Origin of the sequence: Arthrobacter sp. 260 (assembly GCF_013116745.1) — a bacterium.
Taxonomy (GTDB): Bacteria; Actinomycetota; Actinomycetes; order Actinomycetales; family Micrococcaceae; genus Arthrobacter_D.
In genome coordinates this window covers 144,171-160,593 of the sequence record NZ_JABFOE010000008.1, presented here as the reverse complement: position 1 = coordinate 160,593, position 16,423 = coordinate 144,171, and the positions used below count along the sequence as shown (strand labels likewise).

Genomic DNA, 16,423 nt, shown 5'->3' with positions numbered 1-16,423 from the left:
CGCCGTTACCGGTACCTGAGCATGGTTCCGGTGTCGGTCTGCTCCGCCTTGGTAAGGATCAGGTGCGCCACCGCGACATCGAGGATCGACAGTCCGCGGTGCCAGAGCAGGATCCGCTCGTCGTCGTTCTCCCGGCCCGGCTTCTGCCCGCTGACAATTTCGCCGAGCTGCGCGTACAGGGTCTCGGGGGACAGCCGTCCGGTGTCGACGTGCGGGCGGAGTGCACCGAACCGGCCCGACTGTGCCTCACGCCAGTCGTCCACCACCACCTTGTCCATCACGTCGAGGAGATCCAGTTCCACGGCGCTGACCGTGCCGTAGGGCACCACGAACGCGCCGGGCTTGACCACGCCGGTCCGCAGCAGTGGGGCTGGCTCGTTCAGGCGGGACGCCTCCACCAGGATGTCGGCGTTGTCGAACGCTTCCTCGGCGGTGTCCACCACGCGGACCGGGGTGCTGATCTCGGCGCGCAGCTGCTCGGCGAAAGCCTCACGGGATTCCGGGCGCTTGCTGGTGACCCGGATTTCATCGAAGTCGAACATGCTGTCGAGCATGGTGACGTTGGAGAAGGCTGTGCCCCGGGCTCCCACGTGGCCCAGGATCTTCGAGTCCTTGCGTGCCAGGTGCTTGGCGCCGACGGCAGTCATGGCGCCGGTGCGTACCTCGGTGACCAGGGTGGCGTCCATGACGCAGAGCGGGACGCCCGTGGTCGGGTCGTACAGGGTGGCCATGGCGAGTTCGCTGGGCAGACCCTGCAGGTAGTTGGGGACAAAGTCGCCCACCACCTTGACGCCGCTGATGCCGTTGACGCCGAGGTTCGACACATGACCGCGCAGCACGTTGAAGTGCCCTACCCCGCCATTGTTGGGCATCAGGTGCATGCGGGGTTCGAAGACCGTCTCACCGCGGCCGTGGGAGGCGACGACGTCGTCCACTGCCTTGATGATCTCGGGACGGGTGAGTTCCAGCGAGTCAATATCCGGACCGCTGAGGAATCGAAGCCAAATTTCGCGCTGACCCTGCTCTGACAAAAGAACCTCCGAAGGTGAATTGTTTCATGCACGTGTCGTAGCTGTGTATCATGCTATTCATAGTGAGCGGGATCACCAAACGATGACGTTACCGAAACCGGGGGACTGACTGTGCTGAGCGACCAATCATCAGCTGACCGCGCGCACGACTGGCTGGTGGACCTGGCGCACCGCCATCGGGTCTCGCCCACCCAGCGTCGCGTGATCCAATACATGCTTGCTTCCCTCCCGGACGTGGCCTTTGCCTCGACCATCGACGTCGCCGAGGCCGCAGGGGTCAGCCAGCCCACCGTCACCCGGCTGGCGACCGCGCTGGGTTATCCCGGCTATCCCGAGTTCCGTAGCGCCATCCGTGACGTGGTGCGCGGCAAGACCGCTCCGCTCAACGGTGCAGGCGCCGAACGGCCCACCATCCTTGAGTTTGAACAGCAGAACATCGGCGCCCTGGAACGCACTGTCGCCAGCGAGCAGATGCAGCGGGCGATCGACCTGCTCGCCGGTACCCAGCCGCTCGGCATTATCGGTCTCAGGGTCTCGGCCGCGCTCGCCGAGTACCTTGGCTACTTCGCCCGCCGGGTGCTGCCGGACGTGCACGTCCTCTCCGATGCCGCCTCCATGGACGACGCGATCCTGCAGCTGCACCGCAATGGCGCCACGGCCGTCCTGGCCTTCGTGATGCCCCGATACCCGGCGGTCACGGTCCGCGCCCTGGCGCAGGCCCGGTCGCTGGGCATGGCCACCGTGGCCATCGTCGACAGCCCACTGGTTCCCTTCGCGAACGACGTCGATGCCCTCCTGGTCGCGCCCGTCGGCACCGACCTGGTGTTCGACTCCCACGCCGCCGCCGTCGTCCTGGCTATCTCTCTGCTGGATGCGCTCGCAGCCCGGGACCCGCACCGCACCCAGGAACTGCTGGAAGCGCACGAGGAATTGGTGGAGCGCTGGGCCCACACCCAGCGATGAGCGCCACCCTGCTGCCAGCGTCGTCACACCGGCGGGTGCCGTGGAAGAACGGCGGCGGCTACACCACCGAGCTGGTGGTGCGGCCCGACGACGATGCCACCGGGAGTGCACAGGGGCCTTTCACCTGGCGGCTAAGCATCGCCACCGTGGATCGGGACGGCGGGTTCTCGGCGTTCCCCGGCGTTGACCGGTCCCTGATGGCCCTTTCGCCCGGGGGGCTGGGCCTCGTGGACGGTGGACACCCGGTTGCGCTCGGCCGGTACGGGGTGCACCGGTTCGCCGGGGAGAATGACGTTGCCGCGACCGGGGTGACCGTCCCGACGCTCGACCTGAACCTGATGACCCGGCGGGACGCCTGCACCGGAGTGCTTGAGCACCTGCGGCTCGACGCACCCGCTGGCACCCCCCGGGAGCTCGCCGCCCCGCCGGGTGGGGCTGTCGTCGTCGTGCTGCTGGCCGGAACCCTGCACGTCGATGACCAGTTGCTGAAACCCCACGACGCCGTGCTGATTGAGCGCACGGGCCAGGCTGACGACGGTGCGCTGCGGCTTTCCGGCGCCGCGGACGTGGCAGTGGCTTCGGTTTACCCGCTTCCGGGTGAGGGATTTACACGAACTGTCAGCTGATGCAAGATGGCAGGCACACACACGAGGAGGTCTGATGAACAGCGCAGAATTCGAGTCTGAGGAAGCCACCGAGGCCCAGCCCGAGCTGGTTACTGTTGAACCAGCGGTGACCGCTGTGATTCCCGGAGTGATCGCGATGGAGGAGCTCACCGGCTTTTTCGACCGGTCGTTCTCCCAGGTTCCGGCGGTGGTCGGCGCCCAGGACGTGTCAATCGCTGGTCCGGCCATGGCCTTCTATAACGGGGTTCCCTCCGAAACGGTGGATCTTGAAGTGGGTTTCGTCACCGATCGCGAGGTGGAGCAGGACGGCGAGGTGGTGGCCAGTGCACTCCCCGGCGGCCGGGTGGCCAGGCTGATGCACCACGGATCCTTTGACACCCTCGGAGCGTCATGGGAACGCCTGCAGGGGTGGATCACCGGACAGGGTCTGACCCCCAGCGACGCCCTGTGGGAGGTCTACGTGACGGAGCCGACGCCCGACATGGATCCGGCCGACCTGCGGACCGAGCTCAACTGGCTGGTTACCGAGTAGGCGTCCTCTGGTGCCGGAGCCGCTGGTCCCGGCGCCGTTAGTGGTGGAGCCGGGCCTGGTAGAGCCGGTCGTCGAGTTCCTCGAGGTCCTTCACAGCGGCGCAGAGGAGCAGCTGCCCGAACGTGGGGGTGGTCAGGACTGGCGCGGTGCCCACGGCGATGGCGATGGCATCCGACTCGTCGTCGAGCGGGTGGGGAGCGGTCCGTTCACAAAGCTCGCGGGCGTCCAGGACAGCCTGTACCAGCGGGCGGCGCAGGGCTTCCAGTCCGGACAGGCGCTGTTCGGCGCTTTCGGCGCGGCGGCGGCGTAGAGGGGAAGCGCTGGGAAATTCGGGGGCGTCAATCCTGACTGCCAGATTGCCGTCCTGCACTGCATAGGAGCGCGCCAGGCGGCGTCCGGTGTCGGATGATGGCCGTTTCGATTCCATGCTGCCCTATGCTCGGATGTCGGCAGCACCCCAGCGGGCTGCCCGTACTGCACTGCCGGCTCACGTGGTGTCTGCCGGATGGCTCAGCTATTTGGGTCAACGTCCCGAACGCCCAGCCAGTTCCTGCTTCCGACGATAGTGAGTCGTTGAACGCCCCGGCTATAGTCAGCATGCTTTCTTTATCCGACTGTAACTGATGCCTGAGCAACTGTGACGACATTGTGATCGGCTCGCCGGGACGCAATGCCCGGCGGGGGCTGGGGGTCACGGAGCGCGGCCGGTCGCCTATTGTGGTTTTATGTCGATCAATTCGGCTCCCGGCTGGGGTGCCTCACAGGTAGAACGTGTTGTCGAGACGGTATTGCCTACGCGCTACGGCGTGTTCCGAATGGTGGGGTACCGCGATTCCCGAAACAACGAGCACGTGGCGCTGGTGCGGGGTGACACCAACAACGGGGCGATCCCGCTGGTACGCGTGCACTCCGAATGCCTTACGGGGGACGCCCTCGGGTCCTACCGGTGTGACTGCGGCGAGCAACTCGCGGCCTCCCTGCAACGGATCAGCGAGGAGGGCACCGGCGTCGTCATCTACGTCCGTGGGCACGAAGGGCGGGGGATCGGCCTGCTGGAGAAGCTGCGTGCCTACGCACTGCAGGATCAGGGAGCTGACACCGTGGACGCCAACACCTCGCTGGGGTTGCCTGTCGATTCACGCGACTACGTGCAGAGCACCGAGATCCTGCGCGACCTCGGAATTACCCGCATCCGGTTGCTCTCCTCCAACCCCGCAAAACAGGAAGCCCTGGAAAGCGGCGGTATCACCGTCGCTGGACGCAGCGGACTGAACATTGCCCAGCGGCCCGAGAACGCCGGCTACATCGCCACGAAGCGGGCCAGGATGAGGCACGACGGCGAACCGGTCCAGGACGTCTGGCGCCAGCTCACCGAGGGCACTGTCCCCCAAGGGTCGGTACACGGTCTCGCCGCCGAGCTCATCACCCGCTACGGACCCCTGGTACAGGCCATCCGCCCCGACGGCCGCCTGGTCATTGGCCAGCTCGGCCAGAGTCTCGACGGCTTCATCGCGTCGCGTACTGGCGATGCACGGTTTGTCACGGGCAGCGAGGACCGTGAACACCTGCACCGGTTGCGCGCGCTGGTGGACGCGGTGGTGATTGGTGCGTCGACCGTGACTGCGGACGATTGCCAGCTCACGGTACGGGCCGTCGAGGGACCCAACCCGCTCCGGGTGGTGCTGGATCCGCACGCCCGGATCCCCGCTTCGTCACTGCTCCTGACCGATGGCGCCGCTCCCACCCTCTGGCTGGTGGGGACCGACGCTGCGGTTCCGACCGATCTGGCCGACCACGTCAGCGTCCGACGGCTCGCCGCCGACGACTTCGCGCCGCACCGCCTGCTGGACCTGTTGGCTGACCTGGGCCACCCCCGGGTGCTCGTGGAGGGCGGCGGGCACACGGTGTCACGCTTCCTCGAGGCAGGTGCGCTGGACCGGCTGTACCTGACGTGCGCGCCGATCCTGGTGGGCGACGGCGTTCCGGGGATCAGGTTCGCGGGCAGCGATGCGCTGTCAGGTGCCCTCTCGGCGCCCGTGCGGCGCTTCGAGTTCGGTAGGGACGTCTGCACCGAGTTCGACTTTTCGGCGGCCCTCTCCGTACCGGTTCCCTAGCAGGCCGCTTACGAAGAGGGCGAGCAGGAGCAGAGCGCCGGGCAGGACCGAGACCAGGGCCAGCAACCCATAGCCCACCGACACCTCGATACCCAGCGACCCCTGGTATCCGAACATCATGAACGCGACGGCGGTGACGCCCTCGCGAGGCCCCCACCCGCCCAGGCTCAGGGGGATCGACATACCTGCCAGGCAGATGGCGGTCAGGCCGACGACGTCGACCGGGTCCAGCTCGGGTGCCGTCAGAGCCGCAGAGACCGCAAACAGTGCCGCATAGGAGGACCACCCCAGGACCGACAGCCCCCACACGGCCGCCACCGTCCGGTTGGGGAGCCGCCGCAGCGAGGGACGGGCGGCCAGCAGGACCAGCATGGCGCCGGCGGCGACCGCTGCGGAGGCCCGCCAGTCCACTGCCAGGAGGGCTGCCGCTGCCGCGAGGAGCACGATCACCGTCCCGGCCAGCCGCTCGCCCAGCACCGAGCCGATACTGCTGAGCCAGCTCGATCGGTAGGCCGAGCGCTGCCGGGCGGTGCGGATGGCGTCGCCCGCCAGACCACCCGGGAGCACTGCATTCAGGAAGGACGCTTCGTAGCACTGGGCCAGGGCACCGCCCGGGGGAAGGTGCATCTGGAACCCTGCGGAAACCAGCCGCCAGCGCTGGGCCTGTGCGGCAGTACCGAGGAGCCCGAGCAGGAGGGCTGCGGCGATCGAAGGGAAGGTCAGTGCCTCCAGGCCGGCAGCGAACGGTCCGGTGCCGAATACCCGGACCAGCAGGTAGATCAGAGCGGCTGCGCACGCAGCCTGAAGGAGCCCCAGCCAGCGGCGGCGGGCCTGTGCGGTGAGGGTCACCGTCGTGGCGGGAGGGCGAGCAGGTCGCGGTGACCAATCGTCACCCGGAGGGACCCGGCTGCCGCCTGCTCTGATCGCCGGGCCAGCCAGCGGTCGACCTCCCCGGCGAGGGTGGGGTCTACCTCCAGGACGGCGTCCGCCCGGTCGCTGAGGAACCGGTGGATCAGCTGGGCATGGTTTCCGGTGAGTTCCCACGGCGTGTCGACGGTGGTGACCGTGAAGTTGGCGTCCGCCAGATACCCCGCCGTCAGGTCCACGGCCTGGGCGCCCGCCCGGTCGCCACGGTTCTGGTGCCGGTTGAAGGCGTCGTTGAGGCGTTCGTCCAGGGGGTCCGCCGGTTCGATGTCCATCACGCCGGTGACGCTGAGGCTGAACAGGGCAGCGGTCCCCGTCGCGGCAAGGGTGGCGCAGAGCTCGCGGAGCTGGTCGGGGGTGAGGAGATCAAGAAGGGCTGAGCAGGTGACGAATCGGTGCCGGTCCGGGGCAGGACCGTCAACTGCAGAATCAGCGGTGCCAGCGTCGGCGTCGAGGATCTGCCCAAGGTCTTCGATCCCGGCCACCACTGCTTCAGTGCCGGCGACGCCGTCGACCGGTGGAGCACTCAAGGTGTGGTCCAGCAGATCAGCGTCATGGTCAATAAGGGTCCACCGCTGGGACAGGGCCAGTTGTGGGGCCAGCCACGCCTGGTTGGCTCCCGTCCCGGCGCCGAGGTCGAAGATCCGCACCGGACCGGTGTGGTCGGTACCTCGGATCTCGGCGAGGAAGTTCTGTAGGTCAGCGAGGAGGGGCTGGCTTGCCTGCCGGGCGGCTTCGTCGGCGGGCCGGCGGAGGGAGAGCCAGTCGCTGCTGATGGGTCGGGGTGCATCCGGGTCAGCGTCGGTCACAGGTCGATGATCTTCAGCAGCGTGGTCGCGGTAGTGGCCCATGTCGGCAGTGTATCGCGGCGGCGCAGCGCGGCGGTCCGCCACGACTGGCGGAGGGCCGCGTCGGTGAGCCAGGTCCGCAGCAGTTCGCTGAGCCGGTCCGGGTCGGAGGGATCGAGGACGGCGCCGGGGAGGTTATCGTCGTCGTTCGCTGCGGTGCCGCCGGTCAACGCTTCGACCGCGCCGGTGCCACGGCCCACCACGCCGGGGATGCCCCGGGCCAGTCCCTCGGTTACCACCATCCCAAACGTCTCAGCCACCGACGGCAGGAGCAGCAGATCGGTGCGTGCCCAGTCGGCGTCGAGCGCTGGACCCTGGAGCACACCGGGGAAGGAGACCCGTCCCGGCGGGAGTTTCCCTGCCAGCTCCCTCAGGCCGGTCGCGTGGGCGCCGTCGAGCGGACCACCCACCAGTGAGGCGGTCCAGGGCAGGTCGACCAGGTCGCCGAGAGCGGCAAGCACCACCGAATGGTTCTTCCGGGGCGTCAGCGACCCGAGCATCAACAGGTGCGGACTGCCCTCCTGACTACTCCCCGCGGCGATCTCCGCCGGTTCGGTGCCGGGAGGCACGGCGTACACGCGGTTCAGCCGGTAGCGGCGCTGCAGGTCCTCGCGGGCCCAGTTGCTGGTGCAGATCACCCCGGTGGCGTGCCGCAACGCGGCCTCCTCCGACGCCGCTAAGGCCGTCTGCTCCGCTTCGCTGAGGCCAGTCTCGGCGGGAAGCGGCAGGTGCAGCAATACCCAGACGATGACGCCGGCGTCGACCGCTGCCCGAACTGCCTCCGGGGCGGCTGAGGCCATGAGCCCATCGACCAGCACCACCGAGCCGGCCGGGACATCCCTGAGCGCAGCGGCGAGCACCCGGTGGTGGTGCGCAGAGGCGTTTGGCCAGTCCCCACGCACCAGGATCATCGTCACGCGGTGCCCTGCGTCGCCCAGCGCCGCAGCCAGCCGGTCGTTGTAGATGGTGCCGCCGCTGGGTCCGGGTGCGCCGGGATCCACCAGGGTCAGGTCCATCGAGCTAGCCCGGTACGTCAGCCGGATCGAACTCCACCGAGTAACCGGCCCAGGCATCCGGGTGCTCACGGAGCACCACGTCGAGTCCGGCAAACACCGAGGTGTCGAAGCGGTCCTGCAAGCGGTCGGCAATGTACCGGGCCACCGCCTCGGTGGTGGAGAGGACGCCCGCGAAGTCGGGATGCTCGTCGAGGTTCCGGTACCGCAACCCGTCGAGCACCTCGCCGAGCATGGCTGTGGCCTCGCCAATGTCGATCACCACTGCGTGTTCGGTCAGTTCACGACGCCGCCAGGTCACCTCCACCACCAGCGTGGCGCCGTGCAGGCCCTGGGCCGGGCCGAAGAACGGGTCGGGAAGGCTGTGGGCGATCATCACATGGTCGCGGACGGTCAGGCGGTACATGGGTCTCCTGTGGTTGTTGGATACGGCGGTGCTTGTGGGGCGTGACGATAAGGGCCCGGCGCCGGGATTACGGGGTGTGGTCGGAGCCCGGGTAGGCGATCACATGGCAGAGGGCGGAGAGGGTGCCGCTGGACAGGTCGCGCATCACGTTCGGCAGGTCTTCGAAGGGTGAGGACCCGCTGAGCAGGGCATCGAACGCCGGATCCTTCAGCGCGTCGAGGGCGGTGGCGAGGCGGTCCTGGTGGGTGCGGCGTGCCCGGCGCGGAGCGGCGATGGTGCCCACCTGGCTTGCCCTGATGGTGAGCCGGCGGGCATGGAAGTCTGCCCCCAGCGGCACCTCGGGCGAGTTGGTGCCGTACCAGGACAGCTCGATCACCTCGCCCTCATCGCCGAGCAGGCCCAGGCCCAGCGACAGGCCGGCGGCTGTGGAGGAGCAGTGGTAGACCAGGTCGCAGTCGCCCGCCGCGTCGTCCGGGTGCACCCAGTCCACGCCCAGCTGCTCGGCGAGCGCGGCACGGGCGGGATCCGGATCCACTAGTTGGAGGCGCGCCAGGGGGAAGCGGCGGAGCAGTGTTGCGATGGCGGCTCCGATCATGCCACCGCCGACGACGGCGATCCGGTCACCGATGCATGGCCGGGAATCCCACAGGGCGTTCACTGCCGTTTCGACGGCGCCGGCCAGGACGGCGCGTTCGCTGGGGACGTCGTCGGGAATCAGGGTCAGTGCCTCCGTCGGAACCACGTAGCGGTCCTGATGGGGGTAGAGGCAGAAGACCCGCTTGCCCACCAGGGAGGCGGGGCCGTCCTCGACCAGCCCCACGGAGAGGTACCCGTATTTCACCGGCCCACCGAAAGATCCCTCCTGGAAGGGTGCCTCCATCAGGGTGGCGATCTCGGGAGGAATACGGCCGTCGTGGACCAGTGTCTCGGTTCCCCTGCTGATGCCCGAGTACAGGGTGCGGACCTGTGCCTGGCCGGGCTCCAGCGGTGGCAGGGGAGCGGTGCGGAGTTCGCCGTGCCCGGGGCTGGTGGTCCAGTACGACTGGCTGTGGGAAGACATAACTCGATTATGCCCTGCAGCGCCTCCAAGGCTGCGGGGGACGCCACCAGCCTTCTAAGCCGATGTAATCAGTAGACTGGCTACATGATTACTGTCAAGGGAACCATCAGCACGCCGCTTTCACCCTCGAAGGCCTTCGCGTACCTCTCCGAGTTCGAGCACACCAGCGAATGGGATCCGGGCACACCAGTTGTCGAGAAGCGTTCGATCGGCCCGGTCGCCGTCGGTCACAAATACCACGCAGAGGCGGAATTCCGCGGGAAGCGTCAGCCGATCGAATACGAAGTGACCGAGCTGCGGCAGGGTCACATCAAGCTGCGGGGGGCCAACAAGACTCTCGTTTCATTTGATTCGATCGACGTCGTCCCGTCGGCGACGGGCAGTGACGTCACCTACACGGCCGAGTTCTCACTCAACGGGTTCCGGCGGATTGTCCAGCCGTTCCTCAAGCCGGCGTTCAACTCGCTGCGTGACCCTGCACTGAATGGTCTCCGGGACAAACTGAACTCACTCGTCTAGACCGGGAAGGGACGCCGGTGGCGCGGGTCAGCAAGCGGGCACTGTTCGATGCGTCGGGCGCGGTGCTGGGGTCGGTGGGGATCGGCATCACCCTGCTGGCGTTGAACGATTCCCACAACGTCACCAACCTGGCTGCCGTCGTGGCCGGGCTCACCCTGGTGACCGTCGCGGCGTTGAGCGTGGTGCGTCGGCGGCCGTCCTACTCGGGACCAGCCGACCGGGTCACCCTGCTGCGGGCCGTGCTGGCCGGAGGCTGCGCCACCATTGTGGTCCTGTCTCTCTGGGGAGACGTGCCCACCCGGTCGTGGTGGCTGGTCCTGCTGGCTGCCCCGGCGGTGCTGCTGGACGCGGTCGACGGCGCCGTGGCGCGGCGGACGGGCACCGCGTCCACCGCGGGTGCCCGCCTCGACATGGAAACTGACGCCATTCTCCTGTTGGTGCTCTCCATACCGGTGGCCCTGACGGTCGGCTGGTGGACGCTGCTGATCGGGCTGATGCGCTACCTGTACGTGGCGGCATCGTGGTTCCGTCCGGCGCTGCGGGGAGACCTGGAGTTCAGCCAGTTCCGGCGGGTGGTCGCCGCCACCCAGGGGGTGGTGCTGGTGGTGATCCTGGTCCCCGCGACACCGGTAGCGCTCGCCGTCCCCGTGGCCGCTGCTGCCCTGATGTTGCTGGTGGCCTCGTTTGGCCGGGATGTGGTGCGGCTGGAGCGATCCACCCGCACCCCCAGTTCCTAGCCGGCTACTTCATTCCCGGGGCAGATTCGAGCCGGGCTACCCGGTGGGCATGGTCAGCTCGCCCACGTACTGCCTGAGCGTCGTCGTCGGGCGCCCGATCAGGCGGGAGAGTGTTCCGTCGCTCTCCGCGAGGAGGCCGGCAGCGATGTTGGCGTCGAGTGCGGCGACAAAACCGGCGGTCCCGTCGTCCAGGCCGAAGCCCTTCAACGCGGCGCGGTGCTCGTCGGTGGTGAGGTGGTTGACAGTCACATGGTTCCCGGAGATCGCCGAGATGGTGGCAGCCAGCTCCTCGAAGTCCCACGGCTCGTCGCCGCCCAGTTCCAGGATCTCGCCGTCGTGCGCGTCCGAGAGGAGGACGACGGCGGCGGCTTCGGCATAGTCGGCGCGGGTGGCGCTGGCGACCTTGCCGTTGCCAGCGCTGGTCATGATGGTCCCGGTGGAAACCGCCTGACGGATCGTGTCGGCGTAGTTCTCGGTGTACCAGTTGTTGCGCAGCACCGTGTAAGTCAGGCCGGATTGTTCGAGGAGCTCCTCTGTCGCCTTGTGGTCGGGTGCGAGGACGAGGGCAGAGGTCGAGGCCTTCGGTGCGCTGGTGTAGACAAGGGACGCGCCAGCCCGTCCGGCCGCCTCGATCACTGCCTGGTGCTGGGCGACGCGCTGGCCCACCTCGGTTCCGGAGATGAGGAGCACCTTCTCCGCCCCGGCGAACGCGGCATCCAGCGACGCGGGATCCGCATAGTCGAGGCGTGCCGTCCCGACTCCCTGTGATGCCAGCGCGCTGAGTGCGGCCTCGTTGCGTCCGCCGCCACGATCGTTGACGGGTCAACGTCGCGGGCCAGCAGATACTCGACGACCTTGCGGCCCAGGTGGCCTGTGGCTCCGGTGATGACGATTGACATGTGGTTCCTCCCGTTGGGCACTGAAAGTAGTGCGTCTACTGGAGGTAACCCGGCAGTGCCCGTTTCACTTCCCGACGGCGTGGATCCGCCAGTTCACCGAGTGGCTGATCCCGGGCTTGAGGACCAAGAGGTCAGTCCCGGAGTTGAAGGCATCCGGCGGGCAGGTCATGGGCTCGACGGCGAGGCTTCCGCGGCTTTCCGGCGGATTACCCGGCAGATCGCCGGTGTGGACCTGGACCCACGGGCAGTCCCGGCCAAAAGACACGGCCGCGCCGTTGCCATCGGGGCCGGTGACGCTGACCGTCGCGACGTCGTCGGCGTAGCCGACGTCCGTGAACGCGTGGTCGAGGAATGCCGCCCCGATTCGGGTGGGCGAGCGGAAGTCGAAATCCCCGGTGACAGCGGCCAGCGTGGTGGGAATCAGCCGGTCCTCGGTCACTTCGAGCACCGTGTCCGCCGGCAGGGTAAGGATCCACTCATCCACCGGGCCGTTCCCGGCCACCAGGTAGGGGTGGGGTCCCACGCCGTAAGGTGCGGCGTCGGGTCCGGTGTTGACGGTGGTCACGGTGGTGGTGAGGCCGTCGTCGTCGAGCGAGTACCGCACCTCAACGGCGAGCCGGAACGGGTAGCCCTTCTGCGGGACGACTGTCGCCCGAAGCGTAACCGATGCGTCGCTGTGCTCCACCGTCTCCCACTCGTCCCAGGCGAGCAGCCCGTGCAGGGCATGACCCCGCTCGGGTTCGGTCAGGCTGAGCTGGTGGGTAATCCCCTCGAAGTCATAGGTGCCATCCACTACCCGGTTGGGCCACGGCACCAGGAGTGCGCCCCGGTACTGGGGGCGGATCTCGTCGGCGTCGTAGTGCCGGGTGAGGTGGCGTTCGGCATACCGGAGTTCACGCAACGAGGCTCCAACGCTGGCGACGACGGCACTGTAGTCGCCGTGACGCAGGAGGTGCTGGCGTCCGGACAGGGGAGTGGTGTGGTCCATCATGGCCCTTCGCTGGGGAGTTCGAGTTCGTCATTGAGGCTCAGGCATTCGGAATCCTGCGCAATCACCGATACCGCGGTGCCCAGGTCCACCAGGATGGTGCTTGACGCTACCTCGTTCGGGTCAAACAGGATTTCCACCGCCGGGTCGCGTCCGTAGGTGGTGGCGCGCCAGACCTCCGCCTCTTCCTGGATGATCCAGTCGACGCCGTTCACCGAGGCGCAGGCGTCGGTGGTGGGGCCAGGAACGGCGACGCCGCAGCGCAGCACCACCTGCGACGGGTCACCCCAGGCGGCAGTCGCCTGACTGTCGGTATCCCGTAGCTCATTCTCGGCGACGACGTCGGGTAGGGACACCATCACCGAGGCGCATTCGGGGTTCGCGGCATCCGGGGCAGCCTCCACCCCAACGATCGGCGAGCAGGCGGTCAGGCCCAGAACGACGACGGCAAGCGGGGGGAGGAGTCGGGAGGCACGCATGGTGCCAGCTTAGTAGCCGCGGACGGGGTGAGGAGCGACCGGCGCCGGTTCCCAGCTTCCTCCCACGGTTGAAGGTTAGTATGGGGAGCTGTCTTATGTCAGGGAGAATCCGTCGTGTCAAATTATCTCGAAGAGCCCGTCCAGCCGACGGCCCGAAAGAAGCGCCCGGTGCGCATTGTCCTCTTCTCGGCCCTTGCGTTGGTGCTGGTCGCCTGCCTCGTTGCTGGTGGCTACCTGTTTAATCTGGCCAGCACCTACAACTCGCAGACGCAGACCATCGAGGAGGTGTTTCCAGAAGGCACCGACCGTCCCACCCGGGCTGCTGAGGCCGAGGGGGCACTGAATATCCTCCTGCTGGGTAGCGACGAGAACGGCGGGAGCGGCGAGACCGAGAACCTGCCGGGGGTACCCAACGAGGGACGCTCCGACACCATGATGCTGATGCACATTCCCGCTGACCGGGAGGGCGTGTACGTCATGTCGATCATGCGGGACACCTGGACCGACATTCCCGGATATGGCGAGCACAAGATCAATGCCGCCACCGCGTTTGGCGGGGTGCCGCTTCTAGTGGAGACGGTCGAAGGGCTGTTTGATGCGCCGATCGACCACGTCGCCATCATCGACTTCGAAGGCTTCACCGGCCTCACGGACGCGTTGGGGGGAGTGGAAGTGAATAACGAGATCGCGTTCCAGTCACGCGGAGCCGACGGCGAGTTCTTCGCCGAGGGACCCATCACCCTGCAAGGGGAATCCGCGTTGAAGTTTGTCCGTGAACGGTATGCCTTCACCGACGGCGACTACCAGCGGGTAAAAAACCAGCAGCTCTTCATCCAGGCGATCATGGGCAAGTTCCTCACCGCTGACACTCTGTCTAATCCGTTGAAGATCAACGAAATCGTCGGTCAGGTGTCTCCCTACCTCAGCGTCGACGAGGGTCTCGACGCCTCGGCCGCGGGCAGCCTGGCGCTGTCACTGCGGAATGTCCGCAGCAATGATGTGGAGTTCTTCACCCTGCCAAACCTCGGTATCGGGACGTCAGCGGATGGACAATCCATCATTGTGAAGGATGACGCCGCCATCGCCGAGATCGCCGCGGCACTCGACACCGACACCCTCGGCGATTACGTCGAAACCGCCTCCCGGTAGAATTGCCGGCTCTTCGGAGTCAGCCCCGTAGAATTAGGACCCATGGAATTATTGATGCGCCGCTCTCTCGCCGGCCTGACCGTCGCTGCACTCTGCGTTGGCCTCGGTGCGGGCGTGGCCTCGGCCACCGAAACCCCAACGCCTGGCCCAACCACGAGTCCGGCGCCGTCTCCTACGCCGGAGCCTCAACCGGATCCGGTTCCGGCCCCGCAGCCGGCACCGGCCCCAGCTCCCGCGCCCGCACCAGCCCCCGCGCCTGAACCGGAACCTGCACCGGCCCAGCAGGGGCCAGCCATTGACCCGGCGACCGGATTCGAGGTCGACCCGGTCACTGGGTACCCCATCCACCCGCCCACGGGATTCCTGATCGAACCCGGCACCGGCAACCTGATTGACCGGGCGACCTTTTTCTACACCGACTTCCGGTGGATCGCCGTCACGGGTGGAGTAGTCAACCTGACAGACACCTTCGAGGCCGAGGAGACACCGGAGCCGGAGGAGACCGAGACCCCGGAGCCGGAAGCAACCGAGTCTGCGGAGCCCGAAGAGACCGAAACCCCCGAGCCCACCGTGACCGAAACCCGCGCAGCCACCCCTACCCCTTCGGCCACGCCGGAGCCTACGCAAACCGCGACGGATGTCAGCGAGGCGAGCTCAACCGAGGAAGCCTCGGCCGGCTCAAGCCCGCTGACGCGGGTGCTCGTCATCCTGGGTCTGGTCGGCCTGGGAGTGCTTTACTATGCGAAGCTCCGGGGCGGCAATACGCCGAGGCCCAAGCCCGAGAAATAGGCTGTGCTGTTAGACGGATAGTTCCTGGGGTTCCGCGCTGCGAATGACCTAGTCAGCGCTAAAACGACCGTTCAGCTACCTTCGGTCTACACTTGAACCTGATCCTCTCGACACGAAGCAACTAAGACACTTTGGGGGTGTGCGTTGCGCATTTTATTATTGACGCATTCTTATGCCCCGGAGCATAGCCCTCCGCAGCGACGTTGGACGCAATTTATCCGGTCGTTCCGCGCTGCTGGCTGGGATGTTGATGTCGTCGCTCCGATCGCCCACGCTCCCTTCGGCAAGCGGACCCTGCCGCGCAGTCAGGCAGGTCGGCCGTTCCTGTGCTCGCCTGGGGAATACGGTGAACAGATTCGGCGGGTGCCCTTTCTCTGGCATCGGAATACCCGACTGGGCCGACTGAGCAATCATCTTTTCTCGGCGGCCTGCAGCGTCCCCGCTGCCTTCCTGTCGAAACGCCCCGACGTCGTCATTGTCACAGTCCCCAGCCTGCCCATCCTGGGTGCGGGATTTGTTGTCTCGCGGCTCATGCGACGGCCGCTCGTCGTTGACATGCGCGATGCGTGGCCGGATCTCGCCCGGGACGCAAAACTGGTGAAGAGCAGTGCTAAGGGCGTCGTCGAGCGGATCATCATGGCCATCCAGGACCGCGCCGAGCTGGTGGTGACTGTGACCCATGGGTTCGCGCGGACACTGCGCCAACGGGGCCTGAAAAACGTCGCAACGGTCACCAATGGAGTGGACCTGCGCGGGCTGGACCAGCTGGCGCCGCCACCGCTCGAAGCGGACCGGCTCGAGGTGCTGTATCTCGGCAATCATGGTGAAAGCCAACGGCTGGATGTGGCAATCCGGGCAGCGGCACTCGTAGGCGGGCGGATGCGCCTCACCATGGTCGGTAACGGGGTTCAACGGCTCGAGCTGGTACAGCTCGCTCACGAGCTCCAGGCGCCGGTGGAATTCCACCCCTCCGTCTACGGCCCAGCCGTGAGAGGGTTTTACGACCGCACGGATAGCTGCATTGTTTCGCTCCGCGACGACTGGAAGTCCTTCGAGACCACCATTCCCTCCAAGACCTACGAAGTGCTGTCCCTGGGACGGCATGTCACCGGAATCGTGCTGGGCGAGGCGCAGAAGATTCTTCAGGACGCAGAATCTGGCCATGTTGTCGCTTCATCGCCGGAAGACGTTGCGGAGCTCTGGAGGAAGCTCGCCGCAGATCGTTCGCTGCTGCAGGTCAACGGTGCAGGACGCACCTGGGTGAAGAACAACGCCGACGTCGAGGCGCTGGCGCAAAGCTATATCGACCTGCTGGCCGAAGTAGCTGGGGGTCCGCACCGGTGACA

The 16,423-nt window shown here is 67.0% G+C and carries 19 protein-coding genes; 9 read left to right on the top strand and 10 right to left on the bottom strand.

Annotated elements, in window-relative coordinates; genetic code table 11:
* Positions 1–5: 5 nt before the first annotated feature.
* Positions 6–1,031, bottom strand: a complete 1,026-nt coding sequence (locus HMI57_RS11040; protein ID WP_171586061.1) for an ornithine cyclodeaminase family protein — start codon at positions 1,029–1,031, stop codon at positions 6–8.
* Between the two features lie 111 nt (positions 1,032–1,142).
* Between HMI57_RS11040 and HMI57_RS11035 the strand changes: the two genes are divergently transcribed.
* Genes HMI57_RS11035 through HMI57_RS11025 form a run of 3 tightly spaced genes read left to right on the top strand, consistent with a single transcriptional unit; the run spans position 1,143 to position 3,152 of the window.
* Positions 1,143–1,994, top strand: coding sequence for a MurR/RpiR family transcriptional regulator (locus tag HMI57_RS11035; RefSeq protein WP_171586060.1), 852 nt, complete (start codon positions 1,143–1,145; stop codon positions 1,992–1,994).
* A complete protein-coding gene (locus tag HMI57_RS11030) occupies positions 1,991–2,620 on the top strand; it encodes a HutD family protein (protein WP_171586059.1) in 630 nt (209 codons plus the stop codon). Before HMI57_RS11035 ends, HMI57_RS11030 begins: the two co-directional genes overlap by 4 nt.
* Before the next feature lie 34 nt (positions 2,621–2,654).
* Positions 2,655–3,152, top strand: a complete 498-nt coding sequence (locus tag HMI57_RS11025) for a GyrI-like domain-containing protein (protein ID WP_171586058.1) — start codon at positions 2,655–2,657, stop codon at positions 3,150–3,152.
* Between the two features lie 37 nt (positions 3,153–3,189).
* Here the strand turns inward: HMI57_RS11025 and HMI57_RS11020 are convergent, their stop codons facing one another.
* On the bottom strand, positions 3,190–3,579 hold the full coding sequence (locus HMI57_RS11020) for a hypothetical protein (protein WP_171586057.1): 390 nt from the start codon (positions 3,577–3,579) through the stop codon (positions 3,190–3,192).
* Between the two features lie 298 nt (positions 3,580–3,877).
* On the opposite strand from HMI57_RS11020, the gene ribA reads away from it, so the two are divergent.
* On the top strand, positions 3,878–5,266 hold the full coding sequence (gene ribA, locus HMI57_RS11015) for a GTP cyclohydrolase II (RefSeq protein ID WP_171586056.1): 1,389 nt from the start codon (positions 3,878–3,880) through the stop codon (positions 5,264–5,266).
* On the opposite strand, the gene HMI57_RS11010 is transcribed toward ribA, so the two are convergent.
* The 5 genes from HMI57_RS11010 to HMI57_RS10990 form a co-directional block, all read right to left on the bottom strand.
* Positions 5,168–6,115 carry a lysylphosphatidylglycerol synthase transmembrane domain-containing protein gene (locus HMI57_RS11010; protein WP_171586055.1) on the bottom strand — a complete coding sequence of 316 codons (948 nt, stop codon included), beginning with the start codon at positions 6,113–6,115 and terminating at the stop codon, positions 5,168–5,170. The two genes, ribA and HMI57_RS11010, sit on opposite strands and share 99 nt — an antisense overlap.
* Entirely contained in the window at positions 6,112–6,999 is an 888-nt protein-coding gene (locus HMI57_RS11005) for an SAM-dependent methyltransferase (RefSeq protein WP_171586054.1), read from the bottom strand. Before HMI57_RS11005 ends, HMI57_RS11010 begins: the two co-directional genes overlap by 4 nt.
* Complete coding sequence (locus tag HMI57_RS11000) at positions 6,996–8,054, bottom strand: glycosyltransferase family 4 protein (protein ID WP_171586053.1); 1,059 nt, start codon at positions 8,052–8,054, stop codon at positions 6,996–6,998. The genes HMI57_RS11005 and HMI57_RS11000 overlap by 4 nt, the downstream gene beginning before the upstream one ends.
* Positions 8,055–8,058: 4 nt before the next feature.
* Entirely contained in the window at positions 8,059–8,457 is a 399-nt protein-coding gene (locus HMI57_RS10995) for a 6-carboxytetrahydropterin synthase (protein WP_171586052.1), read from the bottom strand.
* A gap of 67 nt (positions 8,458–8,524) precedes the next feature.
* Positions 8,525–9,517: a zinc-binding alcohol dehydrogenase gene (locus HMI57_RS10990; protein WP_171586051.1), complete on the bottom strand. Its 993-nt coding sequence runs from the start codon at positions 9,515–9,517 to the stop codon at positions 8,525–8,527.
* Positions 9,518–9,601: 84 nt separating this feature from the next.
* Between HMI57_RS10990 and HMI57_RS10985 the strand changes: the two genes are divergently transcribed.
* Positions 9,602–10,036, top strand: a complete 435-nt coding sequence (locus tag HMI57_RS10985) for an SRPBCC family protein (RefSeq protein ID WP_171586050.1) — start codon at positions 9,602–9,604, stop codon at positions 10,034–10,036.
* Between the two features lie 17 nt (positions 10,037–10,053).
* On the top strand, positions 10,054–10,773 hold the full coding sequence (locus HMI57_RS10980) for a CDP-alcohol phosphatidyltransferase family protein (RefSeq protein WP_171586049.1): 720 nt from the start codon (positions 10,054–10,056) through the stop codon (positions 10,771–10,773).
* Between the two features lie 36 nt (positions 10,774–10,809).
* Here the strand turns inward: HMI57_RS10980 and HMI57_RS10975 are convergent, their stop codons facing one another.
* The 3 genes from HMI57_RS10975 to HMI57_RS10965 form a co-directional block, all read right to left on the bottom strand.
* Positions 10,810–11,547: an NAD(P)H-binding protein gene (locus HMI57_RS10975; protein ID WP_346655195.1), complete on the bottom strand. Its 738-nt coding sequence runs from the start codon at positions 11,545–11,547 to the stop codon at positions 10,810–10,812.
* A gap of 189 nt (positions 11,548–11,736) precedes the next feature.
* On the bottom strand, positions 11,737–12,660 hold the full coding sequence (locus tag HMI57_RS10970) for an aldose 1-epimerase family protein (RefSeq protein WP_171586103.1): 924 nt from the start codon (positions 12,658–12,660) through the stop codon (positions 11,737–11,739).
* Positions 12,660–13,139 (bottom strand): DUF3515 domain-containing protein, encoded by a 480-nt coding sequence (locus HMI57_RS10965; protein WP_171586048.1) that lies wholly within the window; start codon positions 13,137–13,139, stop codon positions 12,660–12,662. Before HMI57_RS10965 ends, HMI57_RS10970 begins: the two co-directional genes overlap by 1 nt.
* A 114-nt stretch (positions 13,140–13,253) precedes the next feature.
* Here HMI57_RS10965 and HMI57_RS10960 point away from each other — a divergent pair, with 114 nt between their 5' ends.
* The 3 genes from HMI57_RS10960 (at position 13,254) to HMI57_RS10950 (ending at position 16,421) form a co-directional block, all read left to right on the top strand.
* Positions 13,254–14,288 (top strand): LCP family protein, encoded by a 1,035-nt coding sequence (locus HMI57_RS10960; RefSeq protein WP_171586047.1) that lies wholly within the window; start codon positions 13,254–13,256, stop codon positions 14,286–14,288.
* Positions 14,289–14,330: 42 nt separating this feature from the next.
* On the top strand, positions 14,331–15,077 hold the full coding sequence (locus tag HMI57_RS18865) for a hypothetical protein (RefSeq protein WP_216607356.1): 747 nt from the start codon (positions 14,331–14,333) through the stop codon (positions 15,075–15,077).
* A 144-nt stretch (positions 15,078–15,221) separates the two neighbouring features.
* On the top strand, positions 15,222–16,421 hold the full coding sequence (locus HMI57_RS10950; RefSeq protein WP_171586046.1) for a glycosyltransferase family 4 protein: 1,200 nt from the start codon (positions 15,222–15,224) through the stop codon (positions 16,419–16,421).
* The last annotated feature ends 2 nt before the right edge of the window (positions 16,422–16,423 follow it).